Source organism: Staphylococcus cohnii subsp. cohnii, assembly GCF_002902365.1.
GTDB classification, from domain to species: domain Bacteria; phylum Bacillota; class Bacilli; order Staphylococcales; family Staphylococcaceae; genus Staphylococcus; species Staphylococcus cohnii.
The window spans coordinates 1-18,900 of sequence record NZ_PPQC01000048.1 but is presented as its reverse complement, the minus strand read 5'-3'; the positions used below and the strand labels follow the sequence as shown (position 1 = coordinate 18,900).

16 protein-coding genes are annotated in these 18,900 nt (G+C 32.8%); 11 read left to right on the top strand and 5 right to left on the bottom strand.

Annotated features, from left to right (window positions below):
- Window positions 1-2 precede the first annotated feature (2 nt).
- The 5 genes from gyrB to dnaA all read right to left on the bottom strand — a co-directional run bounded on the left by gyrB (window position 3) and on the right by dnaA (window position 6,775).
- Entirely contained in the window at window positions 3-1,943 is a 1,941-nt protein-coding gene (gene gyrB, locus CD032_RS09350) for a DNA topoisomerase (ATP-hydrolyzing) subunit B (RefSeq protein WP_172459305.1), read from the bottom strand.
- 12 nt (window positions 1,944-1,955) lie between these two features.
- Window positions 1,956-3,071, bottom strand: a complete 1,116-nt coding sequence (gene recF, locus CD032_RS09345) for a DNA replication/repair protein RecF (protein ID WP_040030050.1) — start codon at window positions 3,069-3,071, stop codon at window positions 1,956-1,958.
- Complete coding sequence (yaaA, locus tag CD032_RS09340; protein WP_171027031.1) at window positions 3,068-3,301, bottom strand: S4 domain-containing protein YaaA; 234 nt, start codon at window positions 3,299-3,301, stop codon at window positions 3,068-3,070. The genes recF and yaaA overlap by 4 nt, the downstream gene beginning before the upstream one ends.
- Before the next feature lie 735 nt (window positions 3,302-4,036).
- Window positions 4,037-5,167 carry a DNA polymerase III subunit beta gene (dnaN, locus tag CD032_RS09335; RefSeq protein WP_064264653.1) on the bottom strand — a complete coding sequence of 377 codons (1,131 nt, stop codon included), beginning with the start codon at window positions 5,165-5,167 and terminating at the stop codon, window positions 4,037-4,039.
- Between the two features lie 240 nt (window positions 5,168-5,407).
- Window positions 5,408-6,775 carry a chromosomal replication initiator protein DnaA gene (gene dnaA, locus CD032_RS09330; protein WP_103211424.1) on the bottom strand — a complete coding sequence of 456 codons (1,368 nt, stop codon included), beginning with the start codon at window positions 6,773-6,775 and terminating at the stop codon, window positions 5,408-5,410.
- A gap of 721 nt (window positions 6,776-7,496) precedes the next feature.
- Here dnaA and rpmH point away from each other — a divergent pair.
- From rpmH to CD032_RS09275, 11 genes are all read left to right on the top strand, one after another.
- Complete coding sequence (rpmH, locus tag CD032_RS09325) at window positions 7,497-7,634, top strand: 50S ribosomal protein L34 (protein ID WP_000240855.1); 138 nt, start codon at window positions 7,497-7,499, stop codon at window positions 7,632-7,634.
- Window positions 7,635-7,774: 140 nt separating this feature from the next.
- Entirely contained in the window at window positions 7,775-8,122 is a 348-nt protein-coding gene (gene rnpA, locus CD032_RS09320) for a ribonuclease P protein component (RefSeq protein WP_019467927.1), read from the top strand.
- A 152-nt stretch (window positions 8,123-8,274) separates the two neighbouring features.
- Window positions 8,275-9,654 carry a tRNA uridine-5-carboxymethylaminomethyl(34) synthesis GTPase MnmE gene (gene mnmE, locus CD032_RS09315; RefSeq protein WP_026034741.1) on the top strand — a complete coding sequence of 460 codons (1,380 nt, stop codon included), beginning with the start codon at window positions 8,275-8,277 and terminating at the stop codon, window positions 9,652-9,654.
- Window positions 9,655-9,669: 15 nt separating this feature from the next.
- Entirely contained in the window at window positions 9,670-11,547 is a 1,878-nt protein-coding gene (mnmG, locus tag CD032_RS09310; RefSeq protein WP_040030047.1) for a tRNA uridine-5-carboxymethylaminomethyl(34) synthesis enzyme MnmG, read from the top strand.
- A gap of 1 nt (window position 11,548) precedes the next feature.
- The gene (gene rsmG, locus CD032_RS09305) at window positions 11,549-12,274 is read left to right on the top strand and encodes a 16S rRNA (guanine(527)-N(7))-methyltransferase RsmG (RefSeq protein ID WP_103211423.1); all 726 of its coding nucleotides are present in this window, start codon (window positions 11,549-11,551) and stop codon (window positions 12,272-12,274) included.
- A gap of 35 nt (window positions 12,275-12,309) precedes the next feature.
- Window positions 12,310-13,146 carry a ParB/RepB/Spo0J family partition protein gene (locus CD032_RS09300; RefSeq protein WP_040030046.1) on the top strand — a complete coding sequence of 279 codons (837 nt, stop codon included), beginning with the start codon at window positions 12,310-12,312 and terminating at the stop codon, window positions 13,144-13,146.
- Between the two features lie 265 nt (window positions 13,147-13,411).
- Window positions 13,412-14,872 carry a carbon starvation CstA family protein gene (locus CD032_RS09295; protein ID WP_103211422.1) on the top strand — a complete coding sequence of 487 codons (1,461 nt, stop codon included), beginning with the start codon at window positions 13,412-13,414 and terminating at the stop codon, window positions 14,870-14,872.
- A 270-nt stretch (window positions 14,873-15,142) separates the two neighbouring features.
- Window positions 15,143-15,709, top strand: coding sequence for a helix-turn-helix transcriptional regulator (locus CD032_RS09290; protein WP_019467921.1), 567 nt, complete (start codon window positions 15,143-15,145; stop codon window positions 15,707-15,709).
- 240 nt (window positions 15,710-15,949) lie between these two features.
- Entirely contained in the window at window positions 15,950-17,308 is a 1,359-nt protein-coding gene (glpT, locus tag CD032_RS09285; RefSeq protein ID WP_019467920.1) for a glycerol-3-phosphate transporter, read from the top strand.
- A 403-nt stretch (window positions 17,309-17,711) separates the two neighbouring features.
- Window positions 17,712-18,143: a universal stress protein gene (locus tag CD032_RS09280; protein ID WP_019467919.1), complete on the top strand. Its 432-nt coding sequence runs from the start codon at window positions 17,712-17,714 to the stop codon at window positions 18,141-18,143.
- A gap of 335 nt (window positions 18,144-18,478) precedes the next feature.
- Window positions 18,479-18,900: BCCT family transporter (locus CD032_RS09275; RefSeq protein WP_180991846.1), on the top strand; the 422-nt coding region annotated here is incomplete at its 3' end.

Genomic DNA, 18,900 nt, shown 5'->3' with positions numbered 1-18,900 from the left:
TCTTAGAAATCTAAGTTTGCATAAACTGCATTATCTTCAATAAACTGTCTACGGTTCTCAACAACATCGCCCATTAACATTTCAAAAACTTGGTCTGCTTCAATCGCATCATCTAATGATACTTGTAACATAGCTCTGTTTTCTGGATTCATAGTTGTTTCCCATAATTGATCAGCATTCATTTCACCAAGACCTTTGTAACGTGCAATAGACCATTTTGGACTTGGATCCAATTGAGCTTTAAGTTTTTCTAATTCACGTTCGTTAAACACATAGTATTTCTGTTTACCTTGTGTCAATTTGAATAATGGTGGCTGTGCAATATAAACATATCCAGCTTCAATTAACGGTCTCATAAAGCGATAAAAGAATGTTAATAATAAAGTTCTAATATGTGCACCATCAACATCGGCATCTGTCATAAGGATAATCTTGTGATAGCGTGCCTTACTTAAATCAAACTCTCCACCAATACCAGTACCAAAAGCAGTAATCATAGAACGTATTTCATTATTATTTAAAATTCTATCTAAACGTGCTTTTTCAACGTTCAATATCTTACCACGTAACGGTAAAATGGCTTGCGTTTCTGAGTCACGACCAGATTTTGTAGACCCTCCGGCAGAGTCCCCTTCGACGATGAAAATTTCACTTCGAGAAGGGTCTTTACTAGAACAATCTGCAAGTTTCCCTGGTAAACTTGAAATTTCTAACGCAGATTTACGACGTGTCACTTCACGCGCTTTTTTAGCTGCAAGACGTGCTTGTGATGCCATAATCCCTTTTTCTACGATTGTTCGACCTACTTGTGGATTTTCGTATAAAAAGCGTTCAAACAACTCGGAGAATATACGATCAACAACTTGACGTACTTCGGAGTTACCTAATTTAGTTTTAGTTTGCCCTTCGAATTGTGGATCACCATGTTTGATTGAAACAACAGCCGTTAAACCTTCACGTGTATCTTCACCTGAAAGTCTTTCTTTATCTTCTTTCATGATTTTACTGTTAAGACCGTAGCTATTTAACACACGAGAAAGCGCTCGTTTAAAGCCTTCTTCATGAGTACCACCTTCATAAGTGTGAATATTATTCGCATATGTTAAAAGATTTGTAGCATAGCCTTTATTGTATTGAAGCGCTATTTCAACTTCAATATCATCTTTTGATTGATGTACATAAATCGGTTCTTCATGAATAGGTTCTTTATTTTCATTTAACATTTCAACGTAAGATTTTATACCACCTTCGTAGTGATAAGTATCTTCACGAACCTCTTCTTCTCTTTCATCTTTTAATGTAATTGAGATACCTTTATTTAAAAACGCCAGTTCTCTGATACGTTGTTGCAATACTTCATAATTATATGTTGTTGTTTCAGTGAATATCTCTGGATCAGCTTTAAAACGAATCGCAGTACCTGTAGAACCAGTGCTTTCATCGGTTTTCCCAATGATTTTCAAATCAAACTGAGGTATGCCTTTTTTATATGCTTGATGATATATATTTTCATCCTTGTATACATACACTTCCAAATCTTCTGATAAAGCATTTACAACAGAAGAACCTACACCATGTAGACCACCGGAAACTTTATAACCGCCACCGCCGAATTTACCACCAGCGTGTAGCACAGTTAAAATAACCTCAACGGCAGGTCGTCCCATTTTCTCTTGTATACCAACAGGAATACCACGACCATTGTCTGTTACTTTTATCCAATTATCTTCTTCAATAATAACGTCGATTTGGTCAGCATAACCTGCGAGTGCTTCGTCAATACTGTTATCAACAATTTCCCAAACTAAGTGATGTAGTCCTCTTTCTGAAGTTGAGCCTATATACATACCTGGTCTCTTACGAACCGCTTCTAGACCTTCTAATACCTGAATCTGACCAGCACCATAATCTTCCGTGTTGTTCACATCTGACAATGCTTCCACCTTCACTTTCCGTTACTTTATAATTTCGCCATTATTAATGCGATAAAGTTTAGCGTTTTTCATAATTTCATGATCAATGCCATCAACTGATGTTGTCGTCACAAATGTCTGCACTTTATGTTGAATTGTACTCAATAAATGAGACTGACGTGAATCATCCAATTCACTTAACACATCATCTAGTAATAGGATGGGATATTCACCTACCTCAATATTCATCAGTTCGATTTCTGCAAGTTTGATTGATAAAGCCGTCGTTCTTTGCTGTCCTTGCGAACCGTAAGTTTGAGCATCCATACCATTTACGTTGAAACCTAAATCATCTCTGTGAGGGCCAAATAAACAGACGCCTCTATCTTTTTCACGATCTTTATTATCGTCTAGTAAAGTTAAGACTTCCTCTAAGCGTTCCGTCTCACTTTTTTCTTCAGCATCTAATTTGATACTAGGAAGGTACTTTAATGACAGTGTTTCATTCTCGTCTGTAATACCAGAATGAATAGGTTTGGCTAATGATTCAAGTTCTTTAATAAAATGTTCACGTCTTAATGTAACTTTGAGTGCATATGTTGCAAATTGTTGATTTAAGACATCAAGCATAGTGCTGTCAGTCTTTTGACCATATTGCAATTGCTTCAAATAATTATTCTTTTGTTTTAAAATTCTTTGATATTGAGACAAGTCATTTAAATATACAGCTGAAATTTGTCCAAGTTCCATATCTATAAATCTACGTCTTATTTGAGGTGCGCCTTTGACAATATTCAAATCTTCAGGTGCAAACAAGACAACGTTTAAGTGACCGATATATTGTGTCAGTCTACTTTGTTCTAAGTGATTGACTTTAACCTGCTTACCCTTTTTAGTTATAAACATCGTTAAAGGCATTTCTCCATATCTATAACTGAGTTCACCCTCTATTTTAGCATAGTCTCGATCAAAACGTATGAGTTCTTTATCATTTGATGTTCTGTGGCTTTTGGCTAATGCTAGTGTATAAATAGATTCCAATAAATTAGTCTTCCCTTGCGCATTCTCGCCAATCAATATATTGACTTCAGAGTGACAATTTAGGGTAATTGACTCATAGTTACGATAATTGTCTAGCTGGAGTGTCTTTAGTTTCATTCTTCACCTTGATGTATAATCAAAAATGAACCGACTTCTGGTATAACGATGTTATCTTGATGGTTTAATTTTTTACCACGACGCATTTCGCGCTCACCATTGATCATTACTTCAAAATCTTGCAAGAACCATTTCGCTTGACCACCAGATTCAATAATACCTTCTGTCTTTAGAAATTGCCCTAAAGTAATGTCTCCATCAACAATTACTTCTTCAACCAAATCAATCACTCCATTCCTTTTAAACTCATCTATATATTATACCTTTTTTCGAGAAAAATTTCATGCAAAATGCAGATAGAAAGCGTTTTCTTATGTATAATTTTTACTATTATTGAAATTTATTTACGAAGGTACTTTTAACAATGTAACACTCATATATTATAACAAACTTTTATTCCTAATATTCTATTTCTTTAAAAAAGATTCTAACTAAAAAATTAATTATTAATGTTTTTAACTAAGCAATACTTCATAAGGATTTTTTATATGAGTTCAACGGCAATGTTATGATTTTGAATTTTAACGACTTTCTCAGCTTATTTATTCGTTTTAGGTATCATAAGTCTGAAAAAGATTAAATTGCTTATATTTAAGCTCTAAATAGCATGTAAGTAACGGTAAATGTTTATGATTAATATGTCTTTATCAATATACACGTTTTATCTTATGAAATTACTTCGAAATAAAAAGAATGAAGCAATCATTTATATGTGACATAAAGTTGAGACATAATAGTCTCGCCTCAATCTCATTTCACATTGGCAGTAGATGACTAAACTGAAAATGCGTTATAAATCAAGCTTCTGTCAATTCTAGTCATTCTTGCCAGGTGAGACGATGAAATCTATTTAATAAAATTAGATTTCTATCCACACCCCTAAGTTATGCTTACTAGGTTTTAAATATCCACAATAAAAAACCCGAGACATAAATCTGTCTCAGGCTCTCTGTTGAACAAAAAATTTAATATGTTCTAATTGGTAAAATTAATTGTGTAACTGAATCATCATCTTTTGGTTTTAAAATAAATGGTTTCATCGTACCAAAGAATTCGACTTCAACTTCATCGTTATCGATTGCTTTAAGTGCATCCATCATATATTTAGAGTTAAATGAAATTTTTAAATTGCCACCATCAACGTTATCTGCTTTCACTTCTTCTTTCACAGTACCAATTTCTGGTGATGTAGAAGATAATTCGACTAATTCATTACCTGTACTTAATTTAATAACATTGTTTCCACCTTCACGTGCTAATAGAGATGCACGATCAATAGCATGATAGAATTCTCCGTTATCTATGCCTATTTTAATTTCATAGTTTTCTGGGAATAAACGTGAAGTATCTGGATAGTGACCTTCTAAGAGACGTGAAATAAAGTTTACATTTCCAACTTTGAATAATACTTGATTTGAGGCAAAGAAAATATCGATATCTTCTTCACTATCAGACATAATTTTATTTAATTCTGCTAAAGCTTTACCTGGAATAATGACATTTTTATTTTCAGATTCATCTTCTAAAGTCACTTTTCGCACAGCCAAGCGGTGTGAGTCAGTTGCTGTGCATATTAATTCATTATCTTGTATAAGCCAATTAACACCAGTAAGTACTGGGCGTGTTTCTGAGGTGGACACTGCGAAATTCGTTTGTGCTATCACGTTTTTAAGCACTTTTACAGATAGTTGAATCGCATCATCACGAGAAACTTGTGGTAATAAAGGATATTGATCTGGATCTAAACCACTTAAATTAAATTCTGAATGTCCAGAAGTTATTAAAGTTTGGAATTGTTCATTTGTTGATAATTTAACTTCTTTTCCTGGTAGTTTTTTAATAATATCTACAAAGAAACGACCAGGGAGTACAACTGAACCAGTTTCTGTAATTTCAATAATGTCTTCTCCATCTACTTGTTTAGGAATCGTAATTTCTATTGAGATTTCTGAATCTGAACCAGTAAGTATGACTTCATTGTTTTTAACTTCAATTTTTATACCCGTTAGTATAGGTAATGTAGTTCTTGGTGAGATTGCTTTTAATGTGTCATTTAATTGATTTATAAAATAATCTCTTCTAATTGTAAATTCCATTTTTAAACTCCTTCCAGTCGTTTATATAATAATTATATAGGTTTTAAACCCGTAGTAATAGTAGTAGGGCTTGTGGATTAGGGGATAACTCAAATTAATACAATCATGTCATTGTTCGACGACTGTGGATAACTTGTGCACAGTGTGTATTACTTTTGCACATTGTCCACAAAATTAAAAAATAAGTTATTTTGTTATACCTCTAAATTGATTGAATAATCTGTTATAGTACAGATCGTTTTATGGGTTTCTAATTTCTTTTTCAAGATTTTCAACTTCTTGTTTAAATGTCGGATCATTATTGATATCTTTTACTATTTTTTCTTGTGCGTGAATAACAGTAGTATGATCACGTCCACCGAACTCTTCTCCGATTTTAGGTAGCGAAAAGTCAGTTAATTCACGTGATAAATACATAGCAATTTGACGTGGATAAGCAATCGATTTTGTACGTTTCTTGGCACTAAAATCTTCTATTCTTACACTATAGTATTCTCCAACAACTTTTTGGATATCTTGTATAGTAATTTTTTTAGATTTAGGTGCTTGGATGATATCTTTCAGTGCAGCTGCCGTTAATTCGGTTGTGATAGGTTGTCCTTGTAACTTTGAAAAGGCTAATACACGATTAAGCGCACCTTCAAGTTCACGTATATTTGATTGTATTTGATTAGCGATATACGTTAAGGCTTCAGTGGGAATATTTATATTTTCTTCACCAATTTTTTTCTGCAAAATCGCCATTCTCGTTTCGTAGTCTGGTGGTGTAATATCTACTATCAATCCCCATTCAAAGCGAGAACGTAGTCGATCTTCTAATTTAGCAATTTCTTTAGGAGGTCTATCACTAGAAATAACAATTTGCTTGTTCGCTTGATGTAAATCATTAAATGTGTGGAAGAATTCTTCTTGAGTTTGTTCTTTGTTTTGAATGAATTGTATATCATCTATTAAGAGCACATCGATATTACGATATTTTTCTCTAAAACGTTCTGTTTTATTGTCTCGGATAGATTTAATGAATTCATTGGTAAATTTTTCACTAGATGTATAGATTACTTTGGCATCTGGATTATTATCTAAGACATAATGCCCAATAGCATGCATTAGATGGGTTTTACCTAATCCTACACCACCATATATAAATAGTGGATTATATGCTTGGGCCGGTGCTTCGGCTACAGCTAAACTTGCAGCGTGTGGGAATCTGTTTCCGGGACCAATGACAAATGTTTCAAATGTATTGTTGATATTGAATTGTTCATCACCAACTTTTGCTACATCAACAGTATCAAGGTCTACTTCTTTTTCATTAGCGCTTTGCTTAACATCTTGTTTTTTTTCAGATTTTAAACTTTCTAATTCATCTTCAGAGTAAAATACTGGCATGATTTCGTGACCAATAGCTTCATATAATGCAGATTGTACAATTTCAACATAATGTGTTTTTAACCAATTAGCTACAAAAGGATCGTCGATGACTACAATAGCTTCATCATTTTGTAACGAATAAAGTTTTGTATCTTTCAAAAAAGTTTGATAGCTAGGATAGCTGACTTTTTCTTGAGCTAAGGTTAAAACTTTTTCCCAAATTTCTTGTTCTGACATAATAGCAAACTCCAACTTTCTATATTTTAAAAGTTATACACAGAAATAACATGTGTGAATAAACATAATCACAAGCTGTTAATAATTATCCACAAGTTACACACAATCAGTGGATAACTCACTGTGATTATAAGTTATACACAACCATTTAGGATATATCTTCATAATATAACCCCTTATTTATCAATATTTACATAACTTATCCACACAATTATACTTTTTAACAAACACCTCTGTCAAATGGCTGTGAATATGTTGTTAAATCATAAATAACCCTGTGCATAGATGAAATATTATCCACAAAATAAGCATGCGTATCTGTGAATAAGTGGATAACTTACAAGAATGAATAGTATATCAAAAATTAAGCGATTTGTGGGCTTGGGAAATAATTTATAAAAAGTGTATGGAATTTGTATAATTAAAAAATCCTCTAGGTTTGAAATGAAAAATATTTATATGATAGGGTGAATCTTCTATATTAATAGACGTATTTATCAATACAGTTTTAAAATATCTAGGACTGATTCGTATTATAATGAGATAAAAACATGCTTGAAATTGATACTTGCTTTATAAAAAAGATTTTGTTATATTGTAGTAGTTGCTTGAATTATGACTAGAAATTAATAATATTAAATCAAGACTTGAAGCAAAAAGCTTATATTAATTTATCTATTATAATATTTAGATAACCGAATACAGATGGAGGTGTTTTTGCATGGTAAAACGTACTTATCAACCAAATAAACGTAAACATAGTAAAGTTCATGGTTTCAGAAAACGCATGAGCACAAAAAACGGTCGTAAAGTTTTAGCGCGTCGTCGTCGTAAAGGCCGTAAGGTATTATCAGCATAAGATCACTGACTCATCAGTGGTCTTTTTTTTGGTTTAAAATAACGAAAATATGTAGCAAAATTATTGTTATTATTAAAAAATACAACGCATGTTAGATATATAATAATAAATGTAATGAAAAGATAAGCGAGTGATGTTTCGTGGAGAAGGCATACCGAATTAAAAAGAACAGTGATTTCCAATTTATATATAAAAAAGGAAAATCAGTAGCAAATCGTCAATTTGTAGTCTATACGAAACCTAATAAAGAATTAGAACACTTCAGACTAGGTATTAGTGTTTCTAAAAAATTAGGTAATGCTGTTGTTAGAAATAAAATTAAGCGTGCTATACGTGAGAGTTTCAAGGTACATAAACAAAATATATTACCAATGGAAATTATTGTGATAGCCAGGCATCCAGCTAAAGATATGGATACACTACAAATCCAAGCAAGTTTAGAACATGTTTTAAAAATAGCTAAGGTTTTTAATAAACGAATTAAGTAGGGCAGGGGATAATTAAGACTGGCGTCAGTCTTACATCATACAACCCTAAGACTAACTTTATGAAAATTTTAAACAAGATGTTAGCTTTTTGATCCAAAACTATTTACAATATTATAATGATAAATTTTAGAATAAAGGAGGCGAGATGGATGATGGATTTAGATACGATAACGAGTATATCCACACCTATGGGTGAAGGTGCTATCGGTATTGTACGTTTGTCAGGTGTTGACGCAGTAAATATTGCAGACAAATTATATAGAGGGAAGGGACCATTAGAACATGTACCTTCTCATACAATAAATTATGGGCACATTGTTGACCCTGAGACAAATGAAGTGGTCGAAGAAGTAATGGTGTCTGTCTTACGTGCACCGAAAACATTTACTAGAGAAGACATCGTTGAAATTAATTGTCATGGTGGTATTTTAACCATCAATAGAGTATTAGAGTTGACGATGACACACGGTGCTAGAATGGCAGATCCTGGTGAGTATACAAAACGTGCGTTTTTAAATGGGCGTATTGATTTATCTCAAGCCGAAGCGGTGATGGATTTTATTCGTTCTAAAACCGATCGTGCATCTAAAGTTGCAATGAATCAAATTGAAGGTCGTTTAAGTGATATGATTAAGCGACAGCGACAATCCATTCTCGAAATCCTTGCACAAGTAGAAGTTAATATAGATTATCCAGAATATGATGATGTGGAAGATGCCACAACAGAAGTTTTATTAGAAAAATCAAATCAAATTAAGTCAGAAATTAATAAGTTATTAGATACAGGCACACAAGGGAAGATAATGAGAGAAGGTTTAGCAACGGTCATAGTTGGTAAGCCGAATGTTGGTAAGTCATCCATGTTAAATAACTTGATCCAAGACAACAAGGCGATTGTTACAGAGGTTCCTGGTACGACTCGAGATACTTTAGAAGAGTACGTAAACGTTCGCGGTGTACCTTTAAGGCTAGTAGATACTGCTGGGATACGTGAAACGGAAGATATCGTTGAGCGTATTGGTGTAGAACGTTCACGCAAGGCTTTAGGTGAAGCGGATTTAATCTTGTTTGTGCTAAATTATAACGAATCATTAACAGAAGAAGATCGCAAGTTATATGAAGTTATTAAAAATGAAGACGCCATTGTCATAATTAACAAGATGGATTTAGACAAACAATTAGATATTTCAGAAGTTAAAGAAATGGTTGGAGATATGCCAATCATTCAAACATCAATGTTAAAACAAGAAGGTATTGACCAGTTAGAGATACAAATTAGAGATTTATTCTTTGCAGGAGATGTCCAAAATCAGGATATGACATATGTATCGAACTCAAGACATATTTCATTGCTAAAACAAGCGAGAAACTCAATTCAAGATGCTATAGATGCTGCAGAAGCTGGTGTGCCAATGGATATGGTTCAGATAGATTTAACGAGAACTTGGGAAATTTTAGGCGAAATTATCGGAGAATCCGCAAGTGAAGAATTGATAAATCAATTATTTAGTCAATTTTGTCTAGGAAAATAAAAGGGAGGAAAAAGTATGGCTCAAGAATATGATGTAATAGTAATTGGAGCCGGACATGCTGGTATTGAAGCTGGACTTGCTTCAGCAAGACGTGGTGCCAAAACGTTAATGTTAACAATAAATTTAGATAATATTGCATTCATGCCATGTAACCCATCAGTTGGTGGCCCGGCTAAAGGAATAGTAGTTCGTGAAATAGACGCATTAGGTGGCCAAATGGCGAAAACAATCGATAAAACGCATATCCAAATGCGTATGTTAAACACTGGCAAAGGTCCAGCAGTAAGAGCACTTCGCGCACAAGCTGACAAAGTACTTTATCAACAAGAAATGAAAAAAGTAATTGAAGATGAAGCAAACCTTGATATTATGCAAGGCATGGTGGATGACTTAATTATTGAAGATGAAGTCATCAAAGGCGTACGTACGAATATCGGCACAGAATACTGGGCAGATGCAGTCATTATTACAACTGGTACATTTTTACGTGGGGAAATCATTTTAGGTAACATGAAATATTCAAGTGGTCCAAACCATCAATTACCATCTATTTCACTAGCTGATAATCTTAGAAATCTCGGATTTGAAGTAGTGAGATTCAAAACAGGTACACCACCGCGTGTTAATGCCAAAACGATTGATTATTCTAAAACAGAAATACAACCAGGTGACGACGTTGGTAGAGCATTTAGTTTTGAAACAACGGAATATATTTTAGATCAATTACCTTGTTGGTTAACATATACCAATGGAGAAACACATCAAGTTATAGATGATAATTTACATTTATCTGCGATGTATTCAGGTATGATTAAAGGTACGGGACCTAGATATTGTCCATCAATTGAAGATAAATTTGTAAGATTCAATGATAAGCCTAGACATCAACTTTTCTTAGAACCAGAAGGTAGAAATACCAATGAAGTTTATGTCCAAGGTTTATCAACAAGCTTACCTGAACATGTTCAACGTCAGATGTTGGAAACAATTCCAGGCTTAGAAAAAGCGGATATGATGCGTGCAGGATACGCAATTGAATATGATGCACTTGTACCGACACAACTGTGGCCAACACTAGAAACTAAAAAAATTAAAAACTTATATACTGCAGGACAAATCAACGGAACTTCTGGTTATGAAGAAGCGGCAGGACAAGGTATCATGGCTGGAATTAACGCAGCCTCAAGAGTACTAGGTGAGGAAGAAGTCATCCTAAGCCGTTCAGACGCTTATATTGGTGTTTTAATAGATGATCTTATAACAAAAGGTACCAATGAACCATATCGTTTATTAACATCTCGTGCAGAATATCGTTTATTATTAAGACATGACAATGCAGATTTAAGATTAACAGATTTAGGTTATAAATTAGGTATGATTTCTGAAGAACGTTATGCGCGTTTCAATGAAAAACGTCAAATGATAAAAGACGAACAAGCACGCTTAAATGAAATTAGAATAAAACCGCACGAACGTGTACAAGAAATTATTGAAGCGCAAGGCGGTTCACGCTTGAAAGACGGTATATTAGCCTTGGAATTATTGCGTAGACCTGAAATGACGTATAATTTAATTCTAGAAATTTTAGAAGAAGAAAATCAATTACCTAGTGATGTAGAAGAGCAAGTAGAAATTCAGACAAAATATGAAGGCTATATCAATAAGTCGTTACAGCAAGTTGAAAAAGTAAAACGTATGGAAGAAAAGAAAATTCCAGAAGACTTAGATTATAGTAAAGTTGATAGTTTAGCGACTGAAGCACGCGAAAAATTAGCGGAAGTTAAACCGTTAAATATTGCGCAAGCATCTCGGATTTCAGGTGTAAATCCTGCAGATATTTCGATCTTATTAGTGTTCCTAGAACAAGGTAAAATACAAAGGGTGGAAAATTAAGATGAGTGTAAAATGGTTAACTGAGCAACTCAGCACACAAGATATCGAACTTACAGAAAAACAACAACATCAATTTCAAACGTATTTTCAAATGCTCGTTGAATGGAATGAAAAAATGAATTTAACAAGCATTACTGAAGAACATGAAGTGTATTTGAAACATTTTTATGATTCCATTGCACTAAGTTTTTATACGGATTTGACACAAGAGCTAACATTTTGTGATATTGGTGCTGGTGCTGGTTTTCCAAGTATTCCATTAAAAATTATTTATCCTAATTTAAAAATTACAATTGTAGATTCATTAAATAAACGCATCCATTTTTTAAATCAATTAGCAGAAGCATTAGATTTAGAAAATGTGAATTTTGTACATGATCGCGCAGAAATTTACGGGAAGGGAGACTACAGGGCGTCTTATGATATTGTAACTGCACGTGCAGTTGCTAGACTTTCCGTATTAAGCGAATTGTGTTTACCGTTAGTTAAAAAGGGTGGACAATTCATTGCTTTAAAATCAGCTAAAGGCGAAGAAGAGTTGGAAGAAGCGCGTTTTGGTATAGGAGTCCTCGGTGGTAAACTTCAGGATGTCATTTCATATGAATTACCAGAAGATGCTGGTGAAAGGCAAATGATCAAGATTGATAAGAGAAGTGAGACACCAAAGAAATATCCAAGAAAACCAGGAATGCCCAATAAGTCTCCATTACTTGAAAAAGAAAAGTGATTTAATACAACTAATTTAGAGGGAGCGCATAAAATATGAAGAAACCTTTTTCTAAATTATTTGGTTTGAAAAATAAAGATGACATTGTTGGTTATATTGAAGAGGATCATAATAGTGTTGAATCTATTCATACTGAACGTATTGTGCCAAATCGTTATCAACCAAGACAAGTATTTGAGCCAAATAAGATTAAAGAACTCGCAGAATCAATAGATGAGCATGGATTGTTACAACCGATTGTAGTACGTCCGATAGAAGAGGATATGTTTGAAATCATTGCTGGAGAGCGTAGATTTAGAGCCTTACAATCGTTGAATAAGACATACGCAGATGTCATTATCAGAGATTTAGGTGATGAAGAAACTGCAGTGGTTGCTTTAATAGAAAATATCCAACGTGAAAATTTATCTGTTGTAGAAGAGGCAGAAGCTTATAAAAAACTTTTAGAACTAGGTGATACTACACAAAGTGAATTAGCTAAAAGTGTAGGTAAAAGTCAAAGTTTTATAGCAAATAAATTGAGATTACTAAAATTAGCGCCAAAAGTGATAGAACGTTTACGTGAAGGCAAAGTTACAGAACGTCATGCACGTGCGATGCTAAGTTTATCAGATGAAGATCAAGAAACATTAGTGGAAACGATTATAAGCCAAAAGTTAAACGTGAAACAAACTGAAGCTAGAGTAAAACAAAAAGTCGGCCCTGAAAAAGTGAAAGCGCAAAGTTTTGCATTTGAAAAAGACTTAACAGATGCACGTGAAGCGGTAGGCAAAAGTTTAGAAGAAATTGAAAAAAGTGGCATCAAGTTTGAACATCAAGCTAAAGACCATGATGATTATTATGAAATAAAAATTAAGCTTTATAAAAAATAAAAGTTGAGTTTAATTGAATATATAGCTTATCCAAAAAGTACAACTTCGTTTAAATTTAAACGAAGTTGTACTTTTTTTATTTATTATAAGTGTTAATCAGTCAGATATCATATAAATGTAAAGATTATTTTAAAAATTTATTTTATTTTATATTCCTCAAAAATTAAAAATAATTAAATAAAAAAACATTTACAGGATTGTAGAATAATAAAATATGTGATTAAATTAAGAAAACGCTTACATATTATTAAAAGGGGATGTTAAAATGGTAACGTTTATTGTATCTATTATTTTATTAGTTATAGGTTATTTCACTTATGGGAAGTATATCGACAAAATGTTTGGAACGAAACAAGATAGACCAACACCAGCATATAATCAACGCGATAATGTCGATTATTTACCTATGAAGACGTCATCAAATTCACTCATTCAACTATTGAACATTGCAGGTGTAGGACCGATTTTCGGACCGATTATGGGGGCATTATATGGACCTGTAGCATTTATATGGATTGTTGTGGGATGTATTTTTGCAGGTGCAGTACATGATTATTTGACTGGCATGATTTCAATTCGAAATAAAGGGGCACATTTACCGGAACTTGCTGGTAAATTTTTAGGTCAGGTCATGAAACACTTTGTAAATATCTTCTCAATCTTATTATTATTGCTAACTGGAACAGTTTTTGTAACAAGTCCAGCATTGTTACTACATAATTTATTAGATGGACGAATCGCATTAGGTATCATTATCTTTGTCATTTTTGTTTATTATATTTTGTCTACAATTTTACCTATAGACAAAATCATTGGTCGCATTTATCCAATTTTCGGTGCATTGTTATTAATTAGTGCAGTAGGTATAGGTTTCCGTCTTATTCAAACAGGTGCACCGATACCTGAAATTAATTTGAAAAATATGCATCCAGATGGCGCTCCTATATTTCCACTACTATTTTTTACAATTACTTGTGGTGCTTTATCTGGTTTTCATGCTACACAAACACCTATTATTTCGAGAACGACAAACAAAGAGAAAAATGGTCGTTTTATATTCTATGGAATGATGATTGCAGAAGGTATTATAGCAATGATTTGGGCAGCTGCAGGCATGAGTTTATTTAATGGATATAGTGGATTAAGTGATGTTTTAGCACGTGGGGAAGCGGCGCTTGTTGTAAGTGAAGCATCACATCTATTATTGGGTTCTGTGTTTGGTACGATTGCAGTACTGGGTGTGATTGTCTTACCAATTACAAGTGGTGATACATCTTTCCGTAGTGCACGTATGATTATAGCTGATTATTTAAATTATGGTCAGCATAGTATGTTAAAAAGAGTGATCGTAGCTGCACCATTATTTGTCGTAAGTTTTGGTTTGACTCAGGTAGACTTTACCATTTTATGGCGCTATTTTTCATGGGCAAACCAAACTACAGCTGTTGTCGCTTTATGGGTAGGTGCAATGTACTTACTTATCGCGAAAAAGAATTTTTGGGTGGCTGCAATTCCGGCAGTCTTTATGACTTGGAATATTTTTACTTATATTTTAAGTCAGAAGATAGGTTTAGGTCTGGATCTTAATTTAAGTTATGGACTCGCGTTTATATTCACAATTTTATGGATTGGCTACTTTACTTATCAATATAAAAAAATTACTGCAGGTGCTTCATTTGAATTAGATCATCCTATACCATATCAACAACAGCAAACTGTGACGTAAATATAAATTTATGATGGGATGCTGGTTTCTTAATGCTATGACACAGGTTAATTAAATAATAATAATGATAGGAGTAAGATACGTGATTAAAAGTATGATTTAGTTGCGGTCTTACTCTTATTCTTATTTCATGTAAGTCTGAGGGAAGTCTAAAAAAAGCGCTATATATATGACAAAAACTTTTTGCATAATTAAATGTGCGCATGTCAATACAATTTGGTAGTCTAAAATAGAATCACACTATAGTCTCAAGTTAAAGGAGCTTGGCAAATGAACATAGGTAATCAAATTAAATTTTTTAGACAGCGTGACCATTTATCACAAGAAGCATTAGCTGCAAAATTGTATGTTTCACGACAAACAATTTCAAATTGGGAAAATGATAAAAGTTATCCAGATATACATAATTTGTTAATGCTTAGTTCTTTGTTTCAAGTTTCTTTAGATAATTTAGTTAAAGGAGACATAGAGATTATGGAACAAAAGTTAAAACAGAGCAAATTTAATTTATGGAGTCATTTAATGTTTTGGCCTATGTTATTATCCGCAATTTTAGCAGGTCCAACCCTCTACTATTGGACGGCATTATGGATTTCAGCTGAAATTATACTCTTAATAACTATGATTATTGCATCATTTAAAGTAGAAGCTTTAAAAAAATCGTATAGAATACAAACGTATGATAGGATAGTTGCTTTTATGCATGGGAAAGACCCTAACGATGTTTATAGTAGTAAATTGCGTAATACTGTAACTTCTATGTACAGTTTTATACTGTGCGTCGGATTATTTATTATCATTATGCTATTAAGCATGCACTTTTTTGATGTATTGTAATAGTTACTTTTCATAACACCTTGTAGTTAAAGATTTATCATAACTATGAGGTGTTTTATTTATGAAATCTTTGTTTATTGCAATCGTATCCCCCACGGCCTAGTAAATATTATTTCTTACAATAATAATATTCAAATCTTAATAATAGTATTGCTTTACCAACTGGGAAATATTAATATTAAGTAAATAATTTGTAAATAAAATGTTAAGAAAAATAATTGCTAATTTAGGGGTGATTGTATGTTTCGTTTTTTAAAGCCAGCAAAACATGTGGATCCTTTACCGTCTGAAAAGGTAGATGATACATATAAAAAGTTACGGTTACAGGTTTTTTTAGGTATTTTTATCGGTTATGCGGGTTACTATTTGCTGAGGAAAAACTTTTCATTAGCAATGCCTTCATTAATTGAAGATGGTTTCAGTAAAGGAGAGCTTGGTATTGCGCTATCAGCGATTTCAATCGCTTATGGATTTAGTAAATTTGTAATGGGAACCGTAAGTGATCGCAGTAATGCGCGTGTATTTTTAACTTTAGGTTTGATGCTTACGGCAATTGTTAATTTATTATTAGGATTTGTACCATTTTTTACTTCTAGTATAACAATCATGTTTATTATGTTATTTCTAAATGGATGGTTTCAAGGTATGGGATGGCCGCCATCAGGACGTGTACTTGTGCACTGGTTTAGTGTTAGTGAACGTGGTAGTAAAACGTCTATTTGGAACGTGGCTCATAATGTTGGTGGAGGTTTAATGGCACCGATCGCAACTTGGGGAATATCTATGACTGCCCTTTATAATTTTGGTTATTTAAGAGGATTTGAAGGCGTATTTATATATCCAGGATTACTGGCAATTGTCATCGCAATTATTGCATATGGCTTAATTAGAGATACACCTCAATCACAAGGTTTACCTCCTATTGAACGCTATAACAAAGATTATTCTACGACGTCACATGAGACACTTGAAACAGAGTTAACAACAAAAGAGATATTGTTTAAATATGTATTGAATAACAAATGGGTATGGGCCATTGCTTTTGCTAATATTTTTGTCTATTTTGTACGTTATGGTGTGTTAGATTGGGCACCTACTTATTTAAGTGAAGAAAAGCAATTTAATTTAAGTGAATCAGGTTGGGCTTATTTCCTTTACGAATGGGCAGGCATTCCAGGTACACTACTTTGCGGTTATATTTCCGATAAAGTATTTAAAGGACGTCGTGGTCCTGCAGGTTTCTTCTTTATGCTTGGCGTGACAATCTTTGTGTTGATTTATTGGTTGAATCCTCCAGGTCATGCATGGTTAGACAATTTATCACTAATTGCAATTGGGTTTTTAATCTATGGCCCAGTAATGTTGATTGGTTTACAAGCATTAGATTATGTACCTAAAAAAGCAGCCGGAACAGCTGCAGGTCTAACAGGTCTATTTGGTTACTTATTTGGTGCTGTGATGGCAAACATTGTTTTAGGTTTTGTCGTACAACATTTTGGATGGGATTTTGGTTTTGTCTTATTAACAATTATTAGTATTTTAGCGATGTTAAGCTTTATTTTAACTTGGAATAAACGAGGCCAAGAACAATTACATTAATAAATAAGCATTATAAGGCGTGACTATGAGAGCAAAGGGATGATTTTGATTTCATAGTCATGTCTATTTTTTAAAAAGAAATCTATTTTTGAAATCATTAATGTAGTTGCTATTTGTGTATGTAATTAACAAGCCATAAGTACTTTGAAGTGCTGAATATGAAAAAATGAAATATTTCATTAATAAATGAATAATTTATATAAAATTGTGGTAATTAAATAATAAGTAAGTACACTAAAAATTTTTTATGGTATGGGTACATCATTGATTTAATGCAAAAAGTTGCTCAATACTTCAGTTGTTTCACTAGTAAAATACGCATTAAGGCACCAAAAATATATTTAAACGAGCAAAACTACATGAGACTGTTTTGCAATAGTTTAATTAAGAAAGGTGATTTATTATGTATAAAAATATTTTACTACCATACTCTTTTGAAAATGATTTCGATAACATTCCCGAAAACTTAGCGAAATTAGTTGGAGAAGATTCTACTGTAGTTGTTCATAATGTCATGACTGAAAATGATTTATTGGCGAGTGTACGTTATGAAAATAAACATAAAGAAGATATTATTAAAGAAAAAGAAGAAGAACTTTCTCCATTTCTTGAAAAATTAAAAGAGCAAGGTATTAATTATAAAGTAGCCATCGAATTTGGGCCTGTAAAAGATACCATACTTGAGAGAATCAGTTTTGGAGATACGGATGTAGGCGATTTTGATTTAGTTGTAATGAGTAACCATCGCGTAAGTATAGATATCAAACATGTACTTGGAGATGTAACACATAAAGTTGCTAAAAGAAGTCCTATACCAGTACTTATAGTGAAATAATATTGAAGTATAAAGTATTGAAATGCTTTTATTGTAGCGATGAGCGTTATGTTTCCTCATAAAAAACATCATATTTTAGACTAGAAAGTAATGGTTAAAATTACTTTCTAGTTTTTTATTTTTTAAATTAAAACATGAGCAAGTTTATTTTAAAGTTAATGAATTCAACTTTAATAAATATATTTATAGAAATATTGAATTTTTATGTTTAGTTTTGTAATCCTTTTATGACGGCTTTAGCATCACAATATATATTAAAAGAAACATTAGTGCTGTTGTTTTAATATATAAAGTCTGTTATTCTGCCTAATGTTCAATTATAAGGGAGGTTACTAATTTTGGAAAATAAACAACATAATGCTAGTGGGAAGAAACTGTCCTCTGTTTTTACTTATAGTATTATTATTACCGCAATAGTTGTATTGTTAGGTGCAATATTTCCAAATCAGTTTAATTCAATAGGGACAAATATTACTGGTTGGATTACTGAATACTTTGGTTGGTATTATATGGTTATTGTAGCTCTAATGATATTCTTCTGTGTCTTCTTGATATTTAGTCCAATTGGAAAATTGAAATTGGGTAAACCTGAAGATAAACCAGAATTTAACACAATTTCATGGTTTGCGATGCTATTTAGTGCTGGTATGGGAATTGGTTTAGTATTCTGGGGAGCAGCTGAACCAATCAGTCACTTTGTATCTCCACCATCTGGTGATCCTCAATCAGCAACTGCCTATAAAGAAGCTTTAAGAGG